This is a genomic window from Methanomethylovorans hollandica DSM 15978 (genome assembly GCF_000328665.1).
GTDB lineage: Archaea > Halobacteriota > Methanosarcinia > Methanosarcinales > Methanosarcinaceae > Methanomethylovorans > Methanomethylovorans hollandica.
The window spans coordinates 350,838-372,784 of the sequence record NC_019977.1 but is presented as its reverse complement, the minus strand read 5'-3'; the positions used below and the strand labels follow the sequence as shown (position 1 = coordinate 372,784).

The 21,947-nt window shown below is 42.2% G+C and carries 19 protein-coding genes; 6 read left to right on the top strand and 13 right to left on the bottom strand.

Annotated elements, in window-relative coordinates:
• Positions 1–132: 132 nt before the first annotated feature.
• The 6 genes from METHO_RS01835 to nadC form a co-directional block, all read right to left on the bottom strand.
• A complete protein-coding gene (locus METHO_RS01835) occupies positions 133–2,100 on the bottom strand; it encodes a sensor histidine kinase (RefSeq protein WP_015323814.1) in 1,968 nt (655 codons plus the stop codon).
• Between the two features lie 88 nt (positions 2,101–2,188).
• Positions 2,189–2,599, bottom strand: coding sequence for an inorganic diphosphatase (locus tag METHO_RS01830; RefSeq protein ID WP_015323813.1), 411 nt, complete (start codon positions 2,597–2,599; stop codon positions 2,189–2,191).
• 113 nt (positions 2,600–2,712) lie between these two features.
• Positions 2,713–3,336: a LysE family translocator gene (locus METHO_RS01825; RefSeq protein ID WP_015323812.1), complete on the bottom strand. Its 624-nt coding sequence runs from the start codon at positions 3,334–3,336 to the stop codon at positions 2,713–2,715.
• 58 nt (positions 3,337–3,394) lie between these two features.
• The gene (gene eno / locus METHO_RS01820; protein ID WP_015323811.1) at positions 3,395–4,672 is read right to left on the bottom strand and encodes a phosphopyruvate hydratase; all 1,278 of its coding nucleotides are present in this window, start codon (positions 4,670–4,672) and stop codon (positions 3,395–3,397) included.
• Between the two features lie 255 nt (positions 4,673–4,927).
• Entirely contained in the window at positions 4,928–5,374 is a 447-nt protein-coding gene (locus tag METHO_RS01815) for a PPC domain-containing DNA-binding protein (protein ID WP_015323810.1), read from the bottom strand.
• Positions 5,375–5,539: 165 nt separating this feature from the next.
• Positions 5,540–6,364: a carboxylating nicotinate-nucleotide diphosphorylase gene (nadC, locus tag METHO_RS01810; RefSeq protein WP_015323809.1), complete on the bottom strand. Its 825-nt coding sequence runs from the start codon at positions 6,362–6,364 to the stop codon at positions 5,540–5,542.
• 478 nt (positions 6,365–6,842) lie between these two features.
• Between nadC and METHO_RS01805 the strand changes: the two genes are divergently transcribed.
• The 6 genes from METHO_RS01805 (at position 6,843) to METHO_RS01780 (ending at position 13,105) form a co-directional block, all read left to right on the top strand.
• Positions 6,843–7,625, top strand: a complete 783-nt coding sequence (locus METHO_RS01805; RefSeq protein ID WP_015323808.1) for a helix-turn-helix transcriptional regulator — start codon at positions 6,843–6,845, stop codon at positions 7,623–7,625.
• Between the two features lie 456 nt (positions 7,626–8,081).
• The gene (locus METHO_RS01800; RefSeq protein WP_015323806.1) at positions 8,082–9,197 is read left to right on the top strand and encodes a uroporphyrinogen decarboxylase family protein; all 1,116 of its coding nucleotides are present in this window, start codon (positions 8,082–8,084) and stop codon (positions 9,195–9,197) included.
• 43 nt (positions 9,198–9,240) lie between these two features.
• On the top strand, positions 9,241–9,702 hold the full coding sequence (locus tag METHO_RS01795) for a DUF7479 domain-containing protein (protein ID WP_015323805.1): 462 nt from the start codon (positions 9,241–9,243) through the stop codon (positions 9,700–9,702).
• A 64-nt stretch (positions 9,703–9,766) separates the two neighbouring features.
• Positions 9,767–11,209: a radical SAM protein gene (locus METHO_RS01790; RefSeq protein ID WP_015323804.1), complete on the top strand. Its 1,443-nt coding sequence runs from the start codon at positions 9,767–9,769 to the stop codon at positions 11,207–11,209.
• Positions 11,210–11,245: 36 nt separating this feature from the next.
• Positions 11,246–12,382, top strand: a complete 1,137-nt coding sequence (locus METHO_RS01785) for a phenylacetate--CoA ligase family protein (RefSeq protein WP_015323803.1) — start codon at positions 11,246–11,248, stop codon at positions 12,380–12,382.
• 30 nt (positions 12,383–12,412) lie between these two features.
• Positions 12,413–13,105 (top strand): class I SAM-dependent methyltransferase, encoded by a 693-nt coding sequence (locus tag METHO_RS01780; protein WP_245546317.1) that lies wholly within the window; start codon positions 12,413–12,415, stop codon positions 13,103–13,105.
• A 200-nt stretch (positions 13,106–13,305) separates the two neighbouring features.
• On the opposite strand, the gene METHO_RS01775 is transcribed toward METHO_RS01780, so the two are convergent.
• The 7 genes from METHO_RS01775 to METHO_RS01745 all read right to left on the bottom strand — a co-directional run bounded on the left by METHO_RS01775 (position 13,306) and on the right by METHO_RS01745 (position 21,926).
• A complete protein-coding gene (locus METHO_RS01775) occupies positions 13,306–14,028 on the bottom strand; it encodes a DUF5714 domain-containing protein (RefSeq protein WP_015323801.1) in 723 nt (240 codons plus the stop codon).
• Between the two features lie 45 nt (positions 14,029–14,073).
• On the bottom strand, positions 14,074–14,877 hold the full coding sequence (locus METHO_RS01770) for an SDR family NAD(P)-dependent oxidoreductase (RefSeq protein WP_015323800.1): 804 nt from the start codon (positions 14,875–14,877) through the stop codon (positions 14,074–14,076).
• 22 nt (positions 14,878–14,899) lie between these two features.
• Positions 14,900–16,309, bottom strand: coding sequence for an aldehyde dehydrogenase family protein (locus METHO_RS01765; RefSeq protein ID WP_015323799.1), 1,410 nt, complete (start codon positions 16,307–16,309; stop codon positions 14,900–14,902).
• A gap of 41 nt (positions 16,310–16,350) precedes the next feature.
• On the bottom strand, positions 16,351–17,061 hold the full coding sequence (locus tag METHO_RS01760; RefSeq protein WP_245546316.1) for a hypothetical protein: 711 nt from the start codon (positions 17,059–17,061) through the stop codon (positions 16,351–16,353).
• A gap of 374 nt (positions 17,062–17,435) precedes the next feature.
• The gene (gene mtbA, locus METHO_RS01755) at positions 17,436–18,452 is read right to left on the bottom strand and encodes a methylcobamide:CoM methyltransferase MtbA (protein ID WP_015323797.1); all 1,017 of its coding nucleotides are present in this window, start codon (positions 18,450–18,452) and stop codon (positions 17,436–17,438) included.
• A 222-nt stretch (positions 18,453–18,674) separates the two neighbouring features.
• Positions 18,675–19,340, bottom strand: a complete 666-nt coding sequence (locus tag METHO_RS01750; protein ID WP_015323796.1) for a corrinoid protein — start codon at positions 19,338–19,340, stop codon at positions 18,675–18,677.
• A gap of 417 nt (positions 19,341–19,757) precedes the next feature.
• The gene (locus METHO_RS01745; protein WP_015323795.1) at positions 19,758–21,926 is read right to left on the bottom strand and encodes an oxidoreductase; all 2,169 of its coding nucleotides are present in this window, start codon (positions 21,924–21,926) and stop codon (positions 19,758–19,760) included.
• Positions 21,927–21,947: the final 21 nt, after the last annotated feature.

The following is a 21,947-nucleotide window of genomic DNA, read 5'->3' as shown; positions in this document are numbered from 1 at the left end:
GGACCATACCCAGAATAAATGTAAATGACCTCAGTGTAAACTCGCAGGCTTTCAGTATAATGATCAAGCTAAAGGAAGCAGTGCCCTTTGGCATGGAATGTATGATAGTTAACGAGGACGAAGTGCCTCACATTAAAAAGACTGTCTTTTATTCAATTTTATCCAGAAAACAGCACCAGAACCCGAAGGATTATCATACACACCAACTTCTCCATGGTGAAGTTCTATTATTTTCTTTACGATAGCAAGACCCAACCCGCTTCCTTTAGTCCCTTCAGTGGAAACCTGCTTAAATCTTCTGAATATAGCATCCTTGTTCTCATCACTGATCCCCATACCGAAATCAGTGAACGTTATTTTCCATGAAGGTCCTGCATCCTCTATGTCTAAAATAAGCTTGCCTCCATAGGGACTGAACTTGATAGCATTGGATATTAGATTAGAAAAGGCTTCCTCGATCATAGGGTTTACATCAGCCGGACAACTGTCCCTTGCTGGATACTCTACTGTTATACCTTTTTTGTCCAGCAGTGGTGTAAACCCGCTGGAAACTTTCTTAAGCAGATCAAGCAGGTCAAGATTCTCAAAACTCACCATATCAGTGCTTTCAAGTTTACCTAACATCGAAGCAGTATTAATGATCTGTATAAGATTCTCGTTTTGAGCATAAATTGTTTTAATAATGGATTTTTCTTCATCTGTTGTTATTCTTTCCAGCAGAAGCTCGGAATAACCTTTGATAATGGTGGCAGGGTTTAGCAGATCATGACGTAAAATATCAATAAAAAGCATCTTAAATTCATTGCTCTTTTTTAGATCGTCAACATATTGCTGAAGTGCTTCCTGGGAATCCCTGAGATCCGTAACATCCTCACCGGTGCTGACTATCCCTATGATATTCTCATTTTCATCTACCAAAGGGACATTTGCCCATAATATCATCCTATCTTCACCATAAAATCTAAGCACGGGATATTCACATTTTGTCACACAATTGCCGCTGAGGCACTTTAGAAGTAGATCTTTTGTATGATCACGATAATTGTCAGGAACGAAAGATTCTATCCAATCCTGTCCAACGATCCCATCCTCATTGTAACCAAGAATTTCACAACCTTTTTTGTTTATGAAAGATACATGACAATCTTGGCCAAGGACTACTACCATTACCCCAATGCTACCAAGATATTCAGAAAGTTTATTTGTTTCATGAACTAAAATATGGTTGATATGCTGCCATATTTTGACGTCTTCTTTTAATTTTTCGTTTGCATAAGATACATTGATGCTACGCTCCAGCACAAGTTTGTTTATGTTTTGACGATAAGATATTAGTTTCTCTTCTGCAACCATTCTCTCAGTGATATCACGTATAACAACTATGTTAGCCAGATTATCATTATAGAGGATTTTCGTTCCCAGACCTTCCACCCAGAATTCGCGTCCTTTTCTTGAACGTACTTTATATGTGCTGAGATAGCCCCCTTTACCCCTCATGACATTCAGCTGGTCTTTTATAGCCTTAAGTTTATATTCTTCGCAAATATATTCAAGAATACTGTAGCCTATGGATGACTTTGGATCATCGACTTCAAACATCCTGGCTAAAGCCATGTTGTATAGCAAGATATTACCTTTGAAATCCAGCACCATCATTCCATCAAGAGCATTGTTCATGAAAGCTTTACATTTTTCCTCACTTTCAGCTAAAAGTTGCAGCATATCTACCCTTTCATAGAAACATTTTAAGCAGTTGCAAACTGAAAAGAGCATGGTTTTCTCTCCTGAAAGAAATGGCCCTTCGTCTGCCTCTGGCCGTTCCTCCCGGTAAAAAGCCTCAATAGATATAACTGCTGAATCCTGACCAGTACATGAACAGGAAAGTTTCCTGTGAGTGATCTTGAAATGAGAGTTTTTGAATGTTCTGTTGTTTATCGTTATTCTTATACAAGTAATGGAAGGGAACTGAAAACCGGAAGGTAATGCTTCCGCTGTCTGTTGCATTACATATTTAAAATCATTACTATTTGCTATTATATCCGATATTTTACATATGCACTCAATTTCTGCATTCTTCCGATAGTTGATCATGCCCTTCATTTACCCCTAACCAGTTAATTGCAACACTGTACTTTGTTGATACTTATCAAAATGCTGGTGCACTCATGAGCATTTCTACAGAAAGAAATCAAACGCCATCTTCGAACTGTTCTATGCCCAGGAACTTACATTTTGATATCCTTTTTTTAGATATGATGTATACAAAGGTTTTGAAGAGAGCATATACCTTAAAATAGAAGGAAATTACCTGTGAAGAGTTAAAACCATCAATATAGAAAAGATATTTATCATCCTTCACAGAGTCATCTATGAACCTTACAACTCCGTGGCAATGAGGGAAATCCATCACTGTACCCTGTGTCACCCGCGGACCCAGAACAACCGCATCCACCTCCATACCATCGGCGCCTTTTATACCCTCTATATATCCATAGTTAAATATGGTAGGGACCGGGGAGAAAAATACCTTTATGTAGTGTTCTCCTGACCTGTTATATTTAAAAAAACTGTATTTTGGAGTCTCGATCACAACCTTCATGCAAGGTATTGAACATAATCGTTAAAAATGATTATTGTTCATAAAATATCGTACCTGGTTTGCAGGATTACATCCTTGTGCATGAAGAAAAAAATATGTTTTATCGAGGATCATCAACTGGAAAGAGCCAATTCAAGTCCTATTATTGAAAATATGCCTGCTTTTGCCCAATTTACATATTTTCCAGCTTTTGGCATTGCCATGATCCTGGAACCAATAAGCCCTGCAAATATTGATACCAGGAAGAATATGAACAACGCCTGGATAAGGAAAACGATTCCCAGAAATATCATTTGCAGAGGTATGTTTGCGGAACCTGTATTTACGAATTGTGGAAGGAACGCAAGGAAAAAAAGTGAAACTTTTGGATTCAAAATGTTCATTACAATGCCTCTTTTATAAAGAAGATACACATCAGTTTCTGTAATTTCAAAAGATGACAAGAAACTTCCACTTTCTTTTATTGCCTTAAAAGCCAGGTAGATCAGATAAAGAGCACCAGCATATTTTACAATTGTAAATGCAAGTGCAGATCCATACACAATGGCAGATATACCAAGTGCTGCTGCAGTGGTATGGAACAGCAATCCGGTACACAGACCCGATGCTGTTGCCATTCCAGCTTTTTTTCCCTGTGAAATACTGATGGAAAGAACAAAAAGAATATCTGGGCCAGGAAGTAAAGTTAGGGCAACAGAGGCAGCAATAAAATAGAGAAGTTGCGCTGATTCTATCAATAACTCACCTGCCCCTTAAAAATAAAAATGAAACAAAGAAAAAGGTGAAAGAGAAAAATTAGAGTTGCACGTATCTGGCAATGTCTCCAAGGTCTTCCTCTATCCTTAGCAACTGGTTATACTTTGCAGTACGTTCACTGCGTGCAGGAGCTCCCGTCTTAATGAGATCTGCTCCGATAGCCACCGAAATATCTGAAATGGTAGTGTCCTCGGTCTCTGCAGAACGATGACTGACCACCACAGCATATCCATTGCGGTTTGCAAGAGTCGCAGCATCAAAAGCTTCAGAGATTGTACCGATCTGGTTCACTTTCAAAAGCAGGGCATTTGCAGCACCCATTTCAATACCTTTTGCAAGACGATTAGTATTGGTCACGAACAGATCATCACCCACAATAAGGGTCTCCCACGCCTCAGATGTCAGGTTTGCAAAATCCTCGAAAGCTTCCTCATGGAAAGGGTCCTCTATATAGATGATAGGGTAGCTGTCTATCAATTCGAGGTAGAAATCAGTAAGTTCTCCGCCGTCAAGTAACTTACCATCGATAGAATATGCTTCACCTTCAAAGAACTCAGATGCAGCAGCATCGATACCAATAGTTATATCTGATTCTGTATAGCCTGCCTCATCTATTGCGCTCATCAGGGCATCAAGGGCATCTGTGGTCATGGATAGTGGTGGAGCATACCCGCCTTCATACCCAACGTTCGTTCCTGAAGCACCATATTTATCTTCAAGTATCTTCCGTAAAGCATGATAAGTCTCAGCTCCCATCCTCAGGGCTTCGCCATAAGCATCAGAACCTTTTGGCTGAATCATGAATTCCTGGATCGCAAGGTCATTACCTGCATGTTTACCGCCATTTATGACATTCATTGTAGGAACAGGAAGATTATATGCGTTATTACCTCCAAGATACCTGTACAGAGGAATGTTCAGGGAATCCGCAGCTGCCTTTGCAACTGCCATCGAAACGCCCAGAATAGCATTCGCGCCTAAAGTCATCTTATTATCAGTACCATCCAGGGCTATCATGAGAGCATCAATGCCGCGCTGGTGGCGAACGTCCATTCCCACCAGGTCACTTTCAAGAGTGGTGTTCACGTTGTCTACCGCGTCAAGAACACCTTTTCCTCTATAGCGGTCTGCCTCCTTATCCCTCAGCTCAATAGCCTCATGGGTACCGGTGGAAGCACCCGAGGGAACACTGGCACGTCCAAAACCGCAGCCAGTATAAACATCCACTTCTACCGTGGGGTTTCCTCGTGAATCAAGGATCTCTCTAGCATGCACCCTTTCTATCTTGTACTTACGTTCATCAGCAATGTAAACCATCCAGTTCCACCTCCATGTTCTATCCCATAAAAAGCTATTAGTGTATATATTGTTTATTGTAAGCGTTTCCTTTTGAACTAAAATAGGTGAAGAAATAATCTAATTGTTGCAAAATCTGGAAGTCGGCAAAACAGAAGCTAATTCTATCGCTTGCCTTTGCAGCAGATATCCGGCAGAAAAATAAAGAAATGAAAGAAAAATTCAGGCATTTGAAAGACATGAAAAAGCTCTGATAGAAAATATTCTGTTAGTCTGTTAAATGTTTTCCCCAAATGTCACCGGTGAGTAACCTTTTATACTATCATTAACCCTTGTTGCGACCATCCCTGATATTTCGAGAAGGAAGACTTCATTTACCATAAATGCTTTACTATTATTCCTCAGGCAACCGGTCCTGACGATTTCATCCCTGCCTATACTGCAGTGCAGATGTACCTTGGGATCCTCCCCTTCGTAAAAAACATTACCTATGCCTATGATTTCATGAGGAGTGTCTATTTTGACCCACATGGGAACAGGAGGTACGCAAGCATCCCTTGGACCTGAAACAAGCTCTCCCTTTTCAATTGCACCCAGCAGAAAGAAAAAAGCAGATCTTATTTTCTCTTTTCGTGAAACTGTTTGCAATGCCTCGATCAGATCTTCACCATGATCAACACGCAGGAAAAAGACCCTGCCAATAGTACCTGTAGTATACTCCATGCAAGAACTCAACTATCTCTGCACTCAAATACTCTGCTATCAGACCTGTCCCAGATATGAAATGAAGAATTAATGCTGTAATTATGTATACTATTTCATGATCCCGGGTATTGTAAATTCCTAAATTTATTGAAGAAACGATATCCTCCACAAATATCAATATTATTATGCAGAGAACTCCATACTAAGGTCTATCCATCGTGCAGCATGGATAAGCGAACCCATGGAGATCACATCAACACCCGTCTTTGCGTATTCTTCAAGGTTCTCAATAGTAATATTACCTGATACCTCAATGATCACATGTTCTTTTAACCCTTCTTTTTTGATTTTCTGGACAGTCCTCAGTACCTCTGTGGGACTCATGTTATCAAGCATGATAATATCCACACCCATCCTGGCCACCAATAAAGCTTCTTCCATGGACTCTACCTCTACCTCGATCTTCTGGGTGAAACTCGCCCTCTTCTTTGCTTCGCTTATGGCTGCTTCAAAACCCATTAGCGTGATGTGGTTATCCTTGAGCATGATACAGTCAGACAGGCTGAACCTATGTGTATCGCCCCCACCAGCAACAACAGCCATCTTTTCCAGGCTACGCATCCCAGGTATTGTCTTACGGGTACAGGCAACCCTTGTGTCCGAAAACGACCTGACGATCTGCACACATTTACTTGTCATAGTGGCAATGCCACTGAGATGACCTAAAAAGTTCAAGGAGAGTCTCTCTGCTCTTAAAATCGATACAGAACTTCCTCTGAGAGAGATTATTGTGTTTCCGGCCTGTACCTGGTCACCATCACTATGTGATGGCACAGCCTGCAAACCAAAGTATTTAAATATAGACATTGCAACATCAATGCCTGCCAGAGTACAGTATTCCTTAGCCAAGATAAAAGCTTCCACTTCCCTCTCTGGAACAAGGGTACATGAGAGGTCATATGGACCAAGGTCTTCCTGAATGAAACGTTCCAATTCACTGTTAAGCATCTTTTACCACCAGTTTTGTCCAAGAGTTTTCTAGTACATTGTAAAATTCGGTCTTAATCACATAGACCTCTTATTTACCTGCTTTGAATTATTGGGACAACAATAATGTTAATTTCATGTATATGAAGATAAGTGCCAACTTTGGGCTATTGATATTGATTTTTTTAGTGATCTTTATTTAAATTCGATTTTCAAATAAGAACTATTATATACAGATAGCAGTTAAATGATTGTATGTTAATATTTTAAGGATCTAAAATGAAAGTGAGGGAAATCAAACCCACTTACAGGATTTAATGAGATCAACCAAGTACTATCAGAGCATAAAAAGAGTTAAAACCTAGATTTCACATATGTAAATACACTCATGGAACACATTGAAGCAAATATGTGGGTGAGAATTGAGGAGTATGTTGATAATCTGTTATTATAGAAATGAACACAGAGTTAACAATATTTCATAACAAAAGTGAAGACCATGAAAACTGAATTGATGAGTACGGTGTTTTTATCTGAAAAAAGAAAGATGGCCCTTCTTATGTTATTGGAAGGACCGGCTACTGTTGATGAGATAAAAGATTCTTTAACCGGAACAACTAGTGCTATAATGGCTCAGATAAAAATCCTTATCGAAGAGGGTCTTATAGAACAAAAAGAAGATAAATACGGGTTAACTTTTGTTGGAAGGATCATACTTAAAAAAGTAAAACCTTTGATTGAGGCACTTAATATACTGGAAGAAAACAAAGAATTCTGGGGAACCAGAGATCTGAGTGGTATCCCTGACTTATTACTGGATAGAATTGGAGATTTAGGAAAGGTAATGGTGTATGAACCGGATCTAAATCATCTTTTCGAACCACCAAAAGAACTACTGACCAGTTTAAAAGAAACAAAAAATGCGTGTACTTTTTATTCATATTTTTGCCCATCTTGCCCTAATAATTATTCAGAACTTGCAAATAAAGAAGTTAAATTTGATCTCATTTTAACTCAATCGGTATATGAACGATTGAGAGATGAGTATGCAGAACAATATAATGCAATGATGAGGTCTGCAAATTCGAATTTGTTCGTATGTGATGATAATATAATTAAACTGGGTGCTCTTTCAATTACGGACAATCTTATGCTGATAGCTTTTTTTAATAAAAAAGGAATATTTGATCACAAAAAAGTAATTAGTTTCGAAGATAGTGCCCGTAAATGGGGAAAAGACCTGTTTGAACAATATAAAGAAATGTCAGAGAAGGTTAAGTAAAACTGGATCATCATTGATTTTAAAAATTCTACTTCTTCATCAATAGATCTTTCTGCCACAATTCCATGCAATATTTTTGATCAACAGCTATAGATGCCTGTTCTAGAACTTACTTTTAAATTTACTTTTGTTAATATTCACAGTCTTGATATTATCGAAGGTGTCTATTTTTTTCTAGCTACCGTTTTCCTGAACTACTTAGATAAAAAATATACTTCCGGGAAAATCCATAATTTAAACCGCGAACATACTATTGATAATAATAATTGTTTTGATTAATTACTAGGAGTTATTACATATATGTCTACACCAAAATAACGTTTGTTGTCAATAGTGACAAAAACTGAATTTGCATGATAGACTGCAAAAAGATTTGATTTCAAATTGATGGTTATGAATGGAAAAGGTTTACTATTTTCACCATTCGTAACCAGAACAACAAACGATTGGTGATAAATGATGCCAGCACAAGACTATATCCCAATAGATCAAAATTGGCTAGAAAATGCAGGAAACTTATGGACCACACCATGGGTAGACAAACCATCGGATAGAGTTATAGTAGACCCTATTATTCTGTCTCACGCAGCTACTCTGTTCAGAAAGAATGCAGGATACTTCTATTCGAATCCGGAAGAAGCAGTAAGGATGGTGTGTGCTGCCTGTGAGCTTTATGATGTTACTCCGGTTGGGCACTTCCTTTATGCAGATTACTGGGGAGCCGACTACGGAGCTGAGCTAAAGATCCAGACAAATGCTCCTCCAGGTATTACAAAACGCCCAATAAAGACTGCGGAAGATGTAGATAATTTTGAAGTACTAAGCACTGAAGAACTGGTGAAGGGGCCGACCCTCACTACACACTACAGAGCATTGGACACAGTAAAGAACGAATACCCACAGATGTTTGCCCCAATCACCCAGCTGGGTGGTACCATGGAAGTGGCTACTAACTGGGCTGCCATTGAGGATGTATTCATGTGGATGATCACAGAGCCAGAACTTGTGGACAAGCTTTGCATAAAAGCCGGAGACCACATGGTAAACGCATGTAAAGCAACAGCCGAGAGGTATGGTGCAAACGTGATGATCACTGGTTCAGTAATAGCAAGTGGTGACCTCATGGACAGGGAACAGATCAAGAGGTTCAGCTACCAGCCAGTATCAAGAGCTGTCAGGAAAGTCCTGAACACAGGTGCAGGCCCTGGTGTCTATTACCATCTATGTGGAAACCACACCGACGACTTCGACCTGTGGAGAGATGCACCAATGAGCCCGTTCACTATTGTTCAGATAGGATACGACGGACAGGACATATTCCCCACTTCAAAACTTGTAGAGAATTTCGGAGACAGGTGCACATGCTTCGGAACTGTTGATACAAAACTCATTGACCGCGGTACACCTGCTCAGGTCTACGCACAGGCCAAGGAACAGGTACTTGCCGGCAAGGACAGTCCGAGAGGATTCATATTAGGAACAGCATGTGAATGTCCGACCAATGCCCCACCTGTTAATGTCCATGCACTTGTAAGAGCTGCAAAGGATTTTGGTAAGTATGAAAAGTTCTGAGAAAAGGGATGAAAAATAATAGTATAAATCAGTGAGGGTTATTATGGATATAAAGATAACTGAACAAGCGGACAATTTACTCAAAGACAACGGCGTGAAAAAAGAGGAGATACTGGAAATTATCAAGAATGCAGAGTCCAGTGGGCACAAACTCATAGCAAAGGATGGCAGCACCTGTATTGCAAAAGGCGTATCAGAGAATCTGACCATCTATGCCGTCTATTCTGCAACTGAACTGCTTGATGTCTACACCCACAAGATGAACATCCTCGGTATAACCGGCGGAGAGATCAAGCCAGTGGAATACGATGATGAAAGTGAGTGGATATGTGCAAAGTGCAATGAGGTCGCACTGGAGAGGAACGTTGACATGAGCTATATGGGGGTCACAAGGCCAGGTCCCGGACTTGTCTGTGCAAAATGCGGCGATATGTATGTATCAGCCGGCATGGCAAAGTCAACGCTAAAAACTGCGGAAGCGATCCTTGAAGAAAAGAGAGCTTAAGAATACCTGAGAATTCAAGGGGTTCTCAGGTAGATTACCACCACACCAACCAGAGAGGGAACAGATGGAACCGATAAGTACAGTTGAAAGCCTTTGTCCTGAGTGCCTTGGCAAAATAGATGGCATCAAATACGTGGAGGAGGGAAAAGTTTACCTCAAAAAAACATGCCCTGACCATGGCAGCTTTACAACCATGATATCTGAGGATGTAGGGCACTACCTCCAAATGGAGGAATGTTTCGATGTCAATAGATCGCGTGCCAAAGCATCCCTTAGGGATACAGAAAAAGGCTGTCCCTTCGACTGCGGCCTCTGTCCCTCTCACAAACAAGATACCTGTCTGGCAATTGTCGAAGTGACCGACAGGTGTGATATGGGATGTACTTATTGTTTCGCCAGCTCTTCTATTGACAAAAGCCTCGACCCCGATATAGAAACAATAAGATTCATGTTCGAGACTGTGAAAAAATGTCAGAACAAACCCACCTGTATACAAATCTCAGGAGGAGAGCCCACCATGAGGGATGATCTGCCTGAGATAATAAAGATGGGAAAGGAAGTAGGAATCGATCACATAGAATTGAACACCAATGGTCGCAGAATAGCTACTGATCAGGATTATTTTAACAGGATCGCCTCAGCGGGTGTAGATGCTATCTACCTTGGATTCGACGGTGTATCCGATGATATTTACAAGCAAAGGACTGGAAAGAAGCTCTTTGATTTCAAGGCCGAGGTCATAAACAGATGTGAAAAGGCAGGAATCGGTGTTGTCCTTGTACCATTGGTAGCCAGAAACTATAACCTGCACCAAGTCGGCAAGATCATAGAGTTTGCAGGCAGCAGGGTACCCACTGTTAGGGGAGTGCACTTCCAGCCTGTATTCTATTCCGGCCGTGCTCCTTCGGCCCGCGAAGGGAGGATAACCATACTGGAGCTACTTAGGGAAATAGAGAAGCAGACCAGCGGACAGCTCAAGGTTGAGAATTTCACACCTTCACTCATGCCCCATGCCCATTGCGGGGCTACCTGCCTGACGCTTATAGATAACGGAGGTTTCCTTCCACTGACCAATGTCTCGCTTGGAGCCATCAAGTCTGCTTCCGATGTAGCGAGCAAAACGAAGAAGTCCATTATGGGCAGGTGGAAAGGTTCCGGGAAAGAAGACCAGAAGTCATCGTGTGGCGATCTCCTTATCAAGAGTTCTTGCTGCGAGAAGCCGATAAGCCAGCTTACTGTAAAGGGTTCATGCTGTGAAAAACCAATAACTGAAGTCCTTCCGAAGAATACCCGCCTGGGTGGCGGATGGGCAGATTTCATAGAGAAAAGCATGAACAGCTATCTTACAATCTCAACAATGGCTTTCCAGGACGTCTGGTCATACGAGAGAGAAAGGGTAGAGAACTGCTGCATACATGTGGTCACACGCGACGGAAGATTTGTCCCCTTCTGTAATTATAACATGACTGACTGCAATGGAAACTTCCTTTACAGGAACACCGCTTAAATTCATTTCATTCATGATTAGAACAGGAATAGTGATATGAGTCTTTCTGCAAAAATTAATACTGCTGTTAGAATGAATATAGCAAAGAGAAGACTGGAGTCCCGTAAAATAGAAAGTGGTGCCGGGAATCCCTTGGAGCAATGGGGACTGGCCAAGATCAGGAATGATATAAAGAACAGCAAGGAACTGAAAGAGTTATTCGGTAATCAGGAGCTTGACAGGGAACTCATCAATGAGTACAAACTATTCAGGTTCAGAGAACTTATGGGGTATGTCATGGAAAATAGCCCCTATTATAAGGAGCTGTATGAAAAGACTGGCATAAACCCATCTCAGATCACAAAGTATGAAGATCTGAAGAATCTACCACTTACCGAACAGAAGCAACTGGCTGATCATCCATATCATTTCCTTTGTGTATCAAGGAGGGAGATCGTGAGGGAGTTTACAAGCTCCGGCACCACAAACATGCTTAAGAGGATGGCTTACACCCAGCATGAGCTGCTGGAAATCGTGGATTCGGTGATATCTGGTCTTAAGATGGCAGGAATGGATGCAAAGGATGATACATTACAGATAATGTATCCAACTATAACAGCTACCTGGGATCCTGGTTTGGTACTGAGCAAGGCTTGCGCTCTCTCAGGCTACAATTCTGTTATCAATGATTCTCTTGATGCAGATGAACAGATAAAGACCATGAGAGAATCTGGCACGACTATTATTATAGGAACTTCTTCCTTTTTGTACGAATTATCTAAGGCTGCCCGTGAACTTATACAGCCAGGTGAGCTTGGGATCAAGCGTATCATCTGCTCATCCGAACCCCTTACACCTTCCATGAGAAAAGAAATTGAGGAAGTATGGGGATGCAAGACCCTCAGACAATGGGGTATGACCGAACTGGGACTGGCCAATGCCATCGAATGTGTAGAGCAGAATGGCTTCCATCTGAATAATCCTGATTTTCTGGTGGAGATAATAGACCCGAAAACCGGAAAGCAGTTGCTCCCAGGAGAGGAAGGAGAGCTTGTTGTCACGACCCTCAGGAGAAGATGTATGCCCCTCATCCGTTACAGGACAAGGGATATAACAACTCTCATTGAAGAGCCATGTACTTGTGGTGCCTGTCTTGATCAGCGCATAAGTGACATAAAGAGAATGACTTCCTGAAAAATTGAAATAGTGTGTGCATTAAAGGGCATGGATGACAAAATGAACCATAATGAACCTGGTGTAGACAAAAAGGACCTTAACAGGCAGCAGCAACACTGGGAGAGTGTTTTCTCATGCAATGAATCCATGTTCGGCGAAGAACCAAGCAGCCCGGCTCAGTGGGCTGCCCAGCTTTTTAAGGATGAAGGCAAAATAAAGATTCTTGAGCTCGGGGCTGGCCAGGGAAGGGACACTTTCTATTTTGCGAGAAATGGTTTTGAGGTATTTGCTCTGGACTACTGCGAAAAAGGAGTCGAATATATAAAAGCCAGAGCTGTTAACGAGCACTTACGTGGCTCCATAAAAACTTTAGTACACGATGTAAGGAAAAGGCTTCCTTTTGAGGATGCAACATTTGATGCATGCTTTTCCCACATGCTTTACTGCATGCCTTTGAAGATTTCAGAACTCCGAGCACTATCATCGGAAATCAAGAGAGTCCTTAGGCCAGGGGGACTGAACGTATTTACCACAAGACATACACAGGACCCTCAATACCGAACAGGCATCCACATAAGTGAGGATATGTGGGAGATACAGGGCGGATTTATAGTACACTTCCTGAGCCGGGAAAAAATTGCCTTTATTTCCGAAGGGTACATAACTGAAGATATTACTGAATTCGAAGAAGGCCTTCTTCCAAAAAGGCTCTACCGGGTAGCTCTCCGGAAAAATGACTGAAGTAATATTACATCCTACATAAAAAACTGAAAAGTATAGAAAAAGAAGTCTAATCTTTGCGGACAACATAATTTTATGGGATTTACCTGCTGACCCAAACTGGGAGGGATATACGTGCTTCTGTCCCGGGAAAAAAGCCCGCATACTCGGCAGATTGATGCTTTGACCAGTGATCACTGCTCGGTCTAGCTTTTACACATTTAGGATTTGTTCCTGTATTCACAATTCTCATCACATTCCCTATTCAAATCTGTATAAGTACAATTCATTCCCATGTCGAGTTTTTGATACCAGATCAGGCCGAAAACATCTGACAGATATGCCACTCCTTTCCTCAGAGAAATGCGAGTTGCTTTTTTACAGCATCTTACTCCCCCTGCATCTGCAATGCATCGAAGAGCACCAGATGTTGCCCGGTTTGCTTGGGAGCGTTCGGAAGATGTGAAGGGTGTAGCTCCTAAAAGGATACTTACAGCAACACCTACCCCGATTCCTGCGCCGCAGGCACCATAGATACCGCAGTAACCTCCCGGGACCTTGCTACCTCTTTTAATAGCCTCTGAAATATCTTCTTCTTTCCTTTTTCCGGTATAGTTCTGGTAAGCAGCTATAAGTACTGCAGGCACCAGTGCATGATGCTCAGGACCATGCATATGTACACTTGGATGTTCCATGATCCTTTCAGCCAGAATAACAGGATTCTGCAGGTCGGTGTTCAAACAGATGTTCTCAATTACTTTTAATGCATCCTGTGAATGACAGTTATTGCAAACATAATGTCCGTCCTTACATTGGATATAAGCTTCCTCTTCAACGCCACAGTAGTGGCATTTTGCAGTAATTGCCCGACATGAATGAACTATCCCGTTTCCGCATAGCATACAATTGCTTTTCTCATTGCACGAAGCATCAATGATGATCATCTTATTTCACCTGCTTATACTTATATGTAGCAAAATCTTTTGTACCTACAAGGTCTCTTGCAACTGATATTTAGAAATGCGCATCTTCCAGCTTGCAGGAAGGAGGTTTACCAGGGCATGTCCAAAACCAAGTCCTCTTCCGGGGATTACCACATCCCTGCCTTGCTTCATAGCTTCGTATGTATCACGGGCTACAGTTGCAGATGTCGTAGCCATAAAAGAACTGAATGCTCTGGCATGCTCCATTCCGGCTGTTACCTGGAAACCTGTGTCTTTGACAGCAGTAGGGCAAACGGCCAAAACTCTTACCCTAGACCCACGCTCATGTAATTCATAATTTAAGGCCCTACTGAAGTTCAGCACAAAGCTCTTACAGGCGCCGTAGGTTGCAAAAGATGGATTGGGCTGAAAAGCTGAGATAGAGGACATATTAATGATCTGACCCTCATCCCTTTCGATCATATCCCGCAGATAAAGTCTTGTAAGGTGGTAGAGAGTACTGGTATTGAGCTGTATCATCGCGAGTTCTCTGTCAATGCATATTTCATTGACATGACCGTAAGTGCCAAATCCGGCACAGTTGACCAATACATTCACTGTTAGTTTATGGCTTTGGGTGAACTCATAAACCTCCGTAGCTGCTCCGTGAATGGAAAGATCCTTTTTCAGCAAAAGTATATTAATAAATGGATTGAGATCCTGAAGTATGTTCTTTGCTTGTTGCATGTCATCGCCAGGCAGAGCTACCAACACCAGGTGATAGCCAGCGGATGCAAAAATTTTTCCAAGCTCAATTCCAATTCCGCCGGAGCCGCCAGTTATCAGCATCGTCTTTCTGTTATCTTTCATTATAAGGTAACTCCTGCTTTCCTCACATCCATCGGTAAAGTGTGTTGATCAATCTCAGGACCCGCTCATTGTATGGTGGATAGATAATGTTCAGTGAGCCCCATCTGCGGTGTATGATGCTACGCTCATTGGAAAAGCCTGCAAAGCAGTGCAATCCTAATGACCTGCCTATACCACTGTTATTAATTCCCCCAAATGGCAAGGACGGATTACTGTAACCAAGCATGTAGTCATTGATCACAGTACCTCCGGCAGATATACCGTCCATAAAATAGTCTATATTAGCCTGGTCCCGGCTGGCGATATACAATGTCAGTGGGTTTGGAAGGCGACGTATCATATCTTTGGCTTCCTTCCTGTTCCTGTAGGTAATTATCGGCAATAGGGGGCCAAAAATTTCTTCATTCATAATGTTCATGTCACAAGTTACCCCTTCCAGCAGGGTGGGAGAGATAAAACGGTCAGATTCATCGAAATCCCCTCCCAGGGATAAACATGCACCTTTAGAGATAGCATCATCATAAATGGATCTCAGCCGTCTAAAGTGCATACCGTTGATAATGCGACAATAATCTGGAGAATTTTTTATTCCCTCACCTTCAGGATCGTATAACTGCTTAACAGCAGCACCGAATTCATGGATGAAAGAATCACACACTGATTCATGGAGAAGTAAATAATCGGGAGTTATACAGGTCTGTCCGTTGTTGACACACTTGGCCCAGGCAACACGTCTAGCTATAAGGCTGATATCAGCGGTCTCATCTATAATAGCAGGTGATTTTCCCCCCAGCTCCAGAGTAACTCCGGACAAGTGCTTGGCAGCTGCTGTCATGACGAGTTTTCCGACCCTGGGACTGCCCGTGAAAAATATGTGGTTGAATGGCTGCTCAAGAAGTGAACTGGCAACAGAAGCATCGCCTTCGAAAACCATAACTTCGCTCTCAGGGAAGAGCTCGTCCATCATATGCTTTATAAATGCAGAGGTATGGGATGAGATTTCGCTGGGCTTGAGTATGACCGCGTTACCGGCAGCTATCGCATAGACAAGGGGCACCAGGGAAAGATTAAGGGGGAAGTTCCAGGGAGACATGATGAGTATCACTCCCTTGGGTTCATACCGGGTAAAAGAGCGTGTACCGATAAGAGGCAGGGGTGTGGGCACCTTACGTGGTCGCATCCAATTGCTCAGATGTTTTTTTATGTAAGATATCTGAGCCTGAACTATACCCACTTCTGTAGCAATTACTTCTACTTCGGGTTTATGCAGATCCATGAACATTGCCTGGTACAATTCAAGAAGATGCCTTTCATCCCGGAGATATTTGTCAATACGCATCAATCTCTCGATTCTCTCGGAGACTCCCAGACGTGCCAGTTGTGGCCACTTTTCCTGCTGAAGGCAGAACACTCGTTTGATCTCATGATGCATGACATTTCATCTTTGTGTACACTTATTTAGATACTTCTTGTTCAGACAGCTACTATTCCAAGTAATAACAATATGTAGAAGGATGTAAGAGCAAAAGCCGACATGCCTTCAATTTTTCCCCATTCCTTTCTTCTTTTAATAATATCACTTAGCGTAATACAAATCCATAGAAGGAACACATATCCTGCCATCAGGGAGATCAATGAGAAATCCGGGTGACTCCATGTTCCAAGCATCTCCCCTGTAAATTCTGTAAGAACAGTGAAGAAACCTGTGAAATACGCAAGCCTGATGCCTTCAAGGTTAATAAACAGCATTAGTGCAAGGAATAGTTTAAGCAATATTCCAACTGTTTGTGCAGACAGATCGAACATAATGTAGTCTGTAAGTATCAGTAAAGCAACAGTTCCAAATATGAAGTAGTTGACCCTGTGGAACCATGTCTTTTGAGAGTATCTTTCCTGGAATATCTTCCAAAGATTGTAGGATGACCAGAATATTGCGCCGTAACCCGGGATGAGCCATATAGGAGCACCACCTATAGCTCCGCCAAGATACGTAAAATAGCCATGCTGAACACCCAATAGCTCATGAACGTACCCGAAAACCGAGGCTATCACCAGGAGCATACGTCCTTTAAGCATGCTGTTGTTCCAGAAAAGTAACCATAGGGCCCCAAGTATGAAAGCAGGTATGATCTCATTCTCTGTGTGTCTGTAGAATAACAGAATACCAACTATAACTGTGAGCATGAATACAGCAAAGTACCACACATTGTTAAGAAGTAAATGGCTTTTCTTTTCTAGAAATATGCTTAAGGAATGAAAAAGTGGCATATTTGAATTAATTATTTCTTTTTTTTGTGGTATTTGTCTTATCACTTTCGATAACATTCAAATCACTACTTCAGGGTGCAATTTGCATTTTGATATTTTCAGATGTTTGAGATGTGCTGTTCATAAAAAGTCAATGAGTTTCGCCGACCAGGGATGGATAGAGGCAGATATTCTGATAAAAACAAAAATGAACAGATCTTATCAAATCTTATCTCCTCCGGATCCCAAAAACAAACTCCGGGGCAGTTGGCAGCCAAAAACCTGAATGAACCAGCCCGGAGCTTTAGTAATTATTTATGATTCCTTGCCATCTCCACCATTGTCTGCAGGTTGGCATTTGGCGTCTTGCTGACAATACCACAACCTGGCGCGAGCAATGAGACTCCTGCATCAAGGACTTCCTTTGACTTCTCTTTGATGAACTCAGGTGTCTTGTTCCAGAGCACATTCACAGGGTCCAGGTTACCAACTATAACTGCCTTTTTGACCTTGCTCTTTGCGGTCGCAACATCTACGCTTTGGTCTATACTGATGCCATCGACACCTGATGACTCCATGAGCTCGATACTCATCGTAGTGTCACCACATATATGGAGTACTACCGGTACGTTCAATTCGTGCATTGCATCGACTATCCTCTTGTGCGCAGGAACTACATATTTTTCATAATATGCATCACCAATGAGCATTGCACTTGCTGTGGGGTCGATGATGACCATTGTGTCTGCACCGTTCTCTACCATCTTCTTTGCATATGTGATGTTAAACTCTGTTGCAAGGTTCATTAGTGCCGTTGCAAAATCCTCATCTGTCATGATTGCCATGAACCAGTCATCACCGTTCATGTGCTGTGCAAGGGAGAATGGGCCGAGCATACTTGCCATGACAGGTATTTTTGTGCCATATTTATCTGCGAGGATCTTGATCGCTTTACAGATAGTAGCTACTCTGCCCCGATTGATGTCGAAGTCCTTAAGCCTCTCGATATCTGACATGTCCTTTACGCAATGGCTAGTCACGGATGGCTGTTGTTCTTTTGTACCTGGTTTGATGCCGCAGCCGAAGAACTCAGCTTCTGCGCTGATGTCGAAGGGGACACGTACAGCTTCGAAACCGATTATTGTGTGACCTGCTTCTGCTAACTTTGCCATGACTTCTGCATTATCGTTGGCTTCTGGCCAGAATGCCCCAACTGCTTCCATCTGTTCTACAGTTCCGGTCTGTGTGACAGAGATTGCTGGCATCCTGTCAACAGGTTTTCCTGTAAGTGCGCGTGCCAATCTCTCTTTTGGCGTGTATGTTACCATTTAAGCAAACTCCTGTAATAATTTATATTGATGGGGTAGTGAAGCCTGGCCTTACGTAGGGTTACTAATTACAGGCTTTTTAGGTAAGTATTCCACAGGAAGGTAGCGTTCATTCCTGAAACGTGCCTCGGTTCCTGAGGAATATCTTTTTGTTTTGATGATATAAAAAAATCAGGAATATGCGGATGATTTCAATTGATCCGCAAATTCCTTTGATCTGCTTTAGTTCCACCTGTTGTCAGGAAGGCCTTGTAAGGCTTCCTTGGCCCACTTTGCAGCTTCCATTGCATCCTTCTTGGATGCATCTGCTCCAATCTCTGCTGCATAGTCAGCTGTTATAGGTGCTCCGCCAACAATGATCTTGACCTTGTCCCTGATGCCCTTCTCTGAGAAGCTCTTTACTGTTTTCTCCATATTATCCATTGTGGAGGTCATTAGTGTGCTTATAGATACGACATCTGCCTTGTGCTCGATTGCAGCTTCAGCAAATTTACCAATTGGAACATCCTTGCCCAGGTCGATCGCTTCAAAGCCCATTGCACTCATCATGGTCTTAACAAGGTTCTTGCCGATGTCATGTACATCCCCTTCTGCAGAACCGATTACAAGGACTGCTCTCTTTGAGTCATCTTCAGCTTTCATATGAGGAGTAAGTACATCCATTCCACCATACATTGCATTGGATGCCATCAGGAGGTGTGGTATAAATGCCTGTTTACAGTCGTACTTCTTTCCCATGATCTCCATGCCTGCTGCAAGGCCTTCGATGATTGCCTTGTAAGGAGGAATGCCTGCTGCAAGTGCCTGGTTTGCCAGCTCGACAGCCAGATCCTTCTTCCCATTGACTACCGCATCCGTTAATCCGTTGAGTATTTCACTTTCTTCCATAGAATGCCTCCATATTCCATTTAATAATGGCCATTAATGCGAAGCATGTTGGCTTCTTCACTTTCTCCGCTTTTGGCCATATATCTGACAAGCATATTTCAGGTCAATAAAATGGCAAGCCACTTATCAACAAAACACATATTCTGGTATACGTATATATAATAACTCATGGTTATCAGCCAATGATATCATTATTATCAATACTGAATTCCTCATTGAAATTGTGAATTTTTATGGGTGTATATTCTGAAACCATTGGGCGTCAAAAAATCTAGGCTGAATGCAAAACAATGCAGTTGATAAAATCAAAAACATGAATATAACGGGCACAAAAAACAGATGGTATTTTGGGCAAAAGCAATAAAAAGGAGAAAATTGGGGTCCAAATAAAGTATCTCACGCTTTCTGATAGCTATTTCATATATTCCTTGCAATCTCGTTAGCTCCCGTGATGGCCTCCCATACCCTGCCAGGCTCTTTTGCATCTCCTGCGGAGTATATTTCATCTGCTGCCTTCTCTTGTAGAAGCCTATAGTAAAGCGAATCATCGGCTTGTGCTCCGGTTGCTATTATTACCATGTCTGTATCCAGAGTTAATTCCTCTACATTATCTGGATCAAGTTTTCTGTTGAATGGATTTTTAACATTTGAAGGAATCAGTGCCTTCCATGGTGTGTAAGGATCGCCTCTGCCCCTATTTGCCAGAATATGAACCTTGCTTTCTGTGAACCTGATGACATTTGAAGCGTTATATACTGTAATCGGCTCTTTAAGAGCGTCTTCCTTCTTTCCTGAAGGAGAACCTCCTCCAAACATCATCCACAACATCTGACCTCTGTTAGCCATTACGGTATCAGGCATCAATGCATCATTTTTTCCCACTATAGTGACATTGACACCTTTTTCATAGGCAAGGGAATAGGCCACCTCACAGCCGATTATCCCCCCTCCGATAATAAGGACGTTATGCACATCAGAAGGCAATTCCATGCCCTTATCAAGAAACTCCCTGGCTTCCAGATTCCTGATCATATCCAGCCCTTCGATGGAAGGGATAACTTTTCTGAGTCCAGTGCAGCATATTATCACATCGAACATGCTTCCTATGTTTTCAGGCCTGACATATGTGTTAAACACAACTTTCAGACCCTCTTTTTGCAATAAGCTCATTTGATATTCAAGGTTTTCAAGATACCTTTTAATATCGTGCTTAATTGCAAGCTGGCTGGCTGTGTATAACTGTCCGCCTATTTTGCCACTCTTTTCAAAAAGCGTCACTTCATGTCCTCTTTTGAAAGCTGTCATTGCAGCTTCACAGCCTGCGGGTCCGGCACCTATGACAGCGACTTTCTTGATCTTTTCCGCTCTCACCAGTTTTTTCTTTTCCTCGAAGCCTGTGTAAGGATTCACTGCACAGCAGGGATGCCCTCCTTTTTTAATTGATTCGAGGCATCCTTCCTGATCACCAATACAATGAATGATCTCCTTTGTTCTGCCCTGCCTGACCTTTGCAGGCCAGTGGGGGTCAGCCAGTAGTGGCCTGCCCAGCATTACAAAATCTGCCCAGCCTTTTTCCAATACTTCTTCGGCACACTCCGGTTTACCCATCTTTCCGACAGCTATCACTTTTGCATTAATGTCTTCCCTGCGGAAGAAATCCTTTAAGAAGCCTGCCATCTCTTTAACATAGATCGCATCATCAAAGTAAGCAGGAGGATGTGGCCAGAACCAGTTATCATAACAGCCCTTATCCACATCGAATGCGTCAACTCCGGCTTCATAAAGAACCCTGCAAAATTCAAGACCCTGCTCAATTGTCCTTTCCTTACCATGGAAAAGTTTCCTGAATATCGCATCCCCATATGTTTCCTGCAAAGCCTGGGTCAGATCTATCCTATAAAGGACTGGAAAATCATCTCCACAGCGCTTTTTGATCTCCTTTACAACATCTATCCCAAACTGATTCTTATCTTTATACCGACCAAATATTCTCCGGTTCCATGGGTAAGAGGTCAGCTGATCCATTAGGTACCCTTCGTGGCCGTGTATCTGCACGCCATCAAAGCCTGCAGATTTTGCGTTAGCTGCACATTGACCAAAGCTTCTTACAATCTTTTTGATGCTTCTGTCAGAAAATGGAGCATGAGGGATCTGAGGTACATAGAAGTTCCGGTTCCATGAAGATGATCTGAGAATCTTTCCCTTTAGCGCCGGCTCAGGAGAACCGACCCTCCCAAGGCCTGCACTAAGCTGGATGAAGATCTTTGACCCGTAAGGATGTACTCCGGCGGTAAGATCCCTCCAACCTGAAAGACGGGTACGTGAAGTACCATCGATGCGTGGTAAATAAGTAGTATGATTATCTTCAGATACTGTGGGATCAATCCCAAAAGAAACGGGCACAAGACCCGTTATTAAAAGGCCTGCTCCGCCTTTTGCCCGCTCGATAAAATATTCTATCATTTTATCCAGAGGACGGCCTATGGGATCGGCCATATTGATATTACCTATAGGAGCCATGACAATCCTGTTCATCAACTTGCATTTCCCTATATTGTCAGGTTCGAATAGTTTTTCAAAGGGCATATTTACCACTAACCCCCTGTA

Excerpts from the sequence above, each read along its gene's own strand:
- METHO_RS01835 (WP_015323814.1), bottom strand. The coding sequence starts at position 2,100 with ATGAAGGGCATGATCAACTATCGGAAGAATGCAGAAATTGAGTGCATA.
- METHO_RS01830 (WP_015323813.1), bottom strand. The coding sequence starts at position 2,599 with ATGAAGGTTGTGATCGAGACTCCAAAATACAGTTTTTTTAAATATAAC.
- eno (WP_015323811.1), bottom strand. The coding sequence starts at position 4,672 with ATGGTTTACATTGCTGATGAACGTAAGTACAAGATAGAAAGGGTGCAT.
- METHO_RS01815 (WP_015323810.1), bottom strand. The coding sequence starts at position 5,374 with ATGGAGTATACTACAGGTACTATTGGCAGGGTCTTTTTCCTGCGTGTT.
- nadC (WP_015323809.1), bottom strand. The coding sequence starts at position 6,364 with ATGCTTAACAGTGAATTGGAACGTTTCATTCAGGAAGACCTTGGTCCA.
- METHO_RS01805 (WP_015323808.1), top strand. The coding sequence starts at position 6,843 with ATGAAAACTGAATTGATGAGTACGGTGTTTTTATCTGAAAAAAGAAAG.
- METHO_RS01800 (WP_015323806.1), top strand. The coding sequence starts at position 8,082 with ATGATGCCAGCACAAGACTATATCCCAATAGATCAAAATTGGCTAGAA.
- METHO_RS01795 (WP_015323805.1), top strand. The coding sequence starts at position 9,241 with ATGGATATAAAGATAACTGAACAAGCGGACAATTTACTCAAAGACAAC.
- METHO_RS01790 (WP_015323804.1), top strand. The coding sequence starts at position 9,767 with ATGGAACCGATAAGTACAGTTGAAAGCCTTTGTCCTGAGTGCCTTGGC.
- METHO_RS01785 (WP_015323803.1), top strand. The coding sequence starts at position 11,246 with ATGAGTCTTTCTGCAAAAATTAATACTGCTGTTAGAATGAATATAGCA.
- METHO_RS01780 (WP_245546317.1), top strand. The coding sequence starts at position 12,413 with ATGGATGACAAAATGAACCATAATGAACCTGGTGTAGACAAAAAGGAC.
- METHO_RS01775 (WP_015323801.1), bottom strand. The coding sequence starts at position 14,028 with ATGATCATCATTGATGCTTCGTGCAATGAGAAAAGCAATTGTATGCTA.
- METHO_RS01770 (WP_015323800.1), bottom strand. The coding sequence starts at position 14,877 with ATGAAAGATAACAGAAAGACGATGCTGATAACTGGCGGCTCCGGCGGA.
- METHO_RS01765 (WP_015323799.1), bottom strand. The coding sequence starts at position 16,309 with ATGCATCATGAGATCAAACGAGTGTTCTGCCTTCAGCAGGAAAAGTGG.
- METHO_RS01760 (WP_245546316.1), bottom strand. The coding sequence starts at position 17,061 with ATGCTCACAGTTATAGTTGGTATTCTGTTATTCTACAGACACACAGAG.
- mtbA (WP_015323797.1), bottom strand. The coding sequence starts at position 18,452 with ATGGTAACATACACGCCAAAAGAGAGATTGGCACGCGCACTTACAGGA.
- METHO_RS01750 (WP_015323796.1), bottom strand. The coding sequence starts at position 19,340 with ATGGAAGAAAGTGAAATACTCAACGGATTAACGGATGCGGTAGTCAAT.
- METHO_RS01745 (WP_015323795.1), bottom strand. The coding sequence starts at position 21,926 with ATGCCCTTTGAAAAACTATTCGAACCTGACAATATAGGGAAATGCAAG.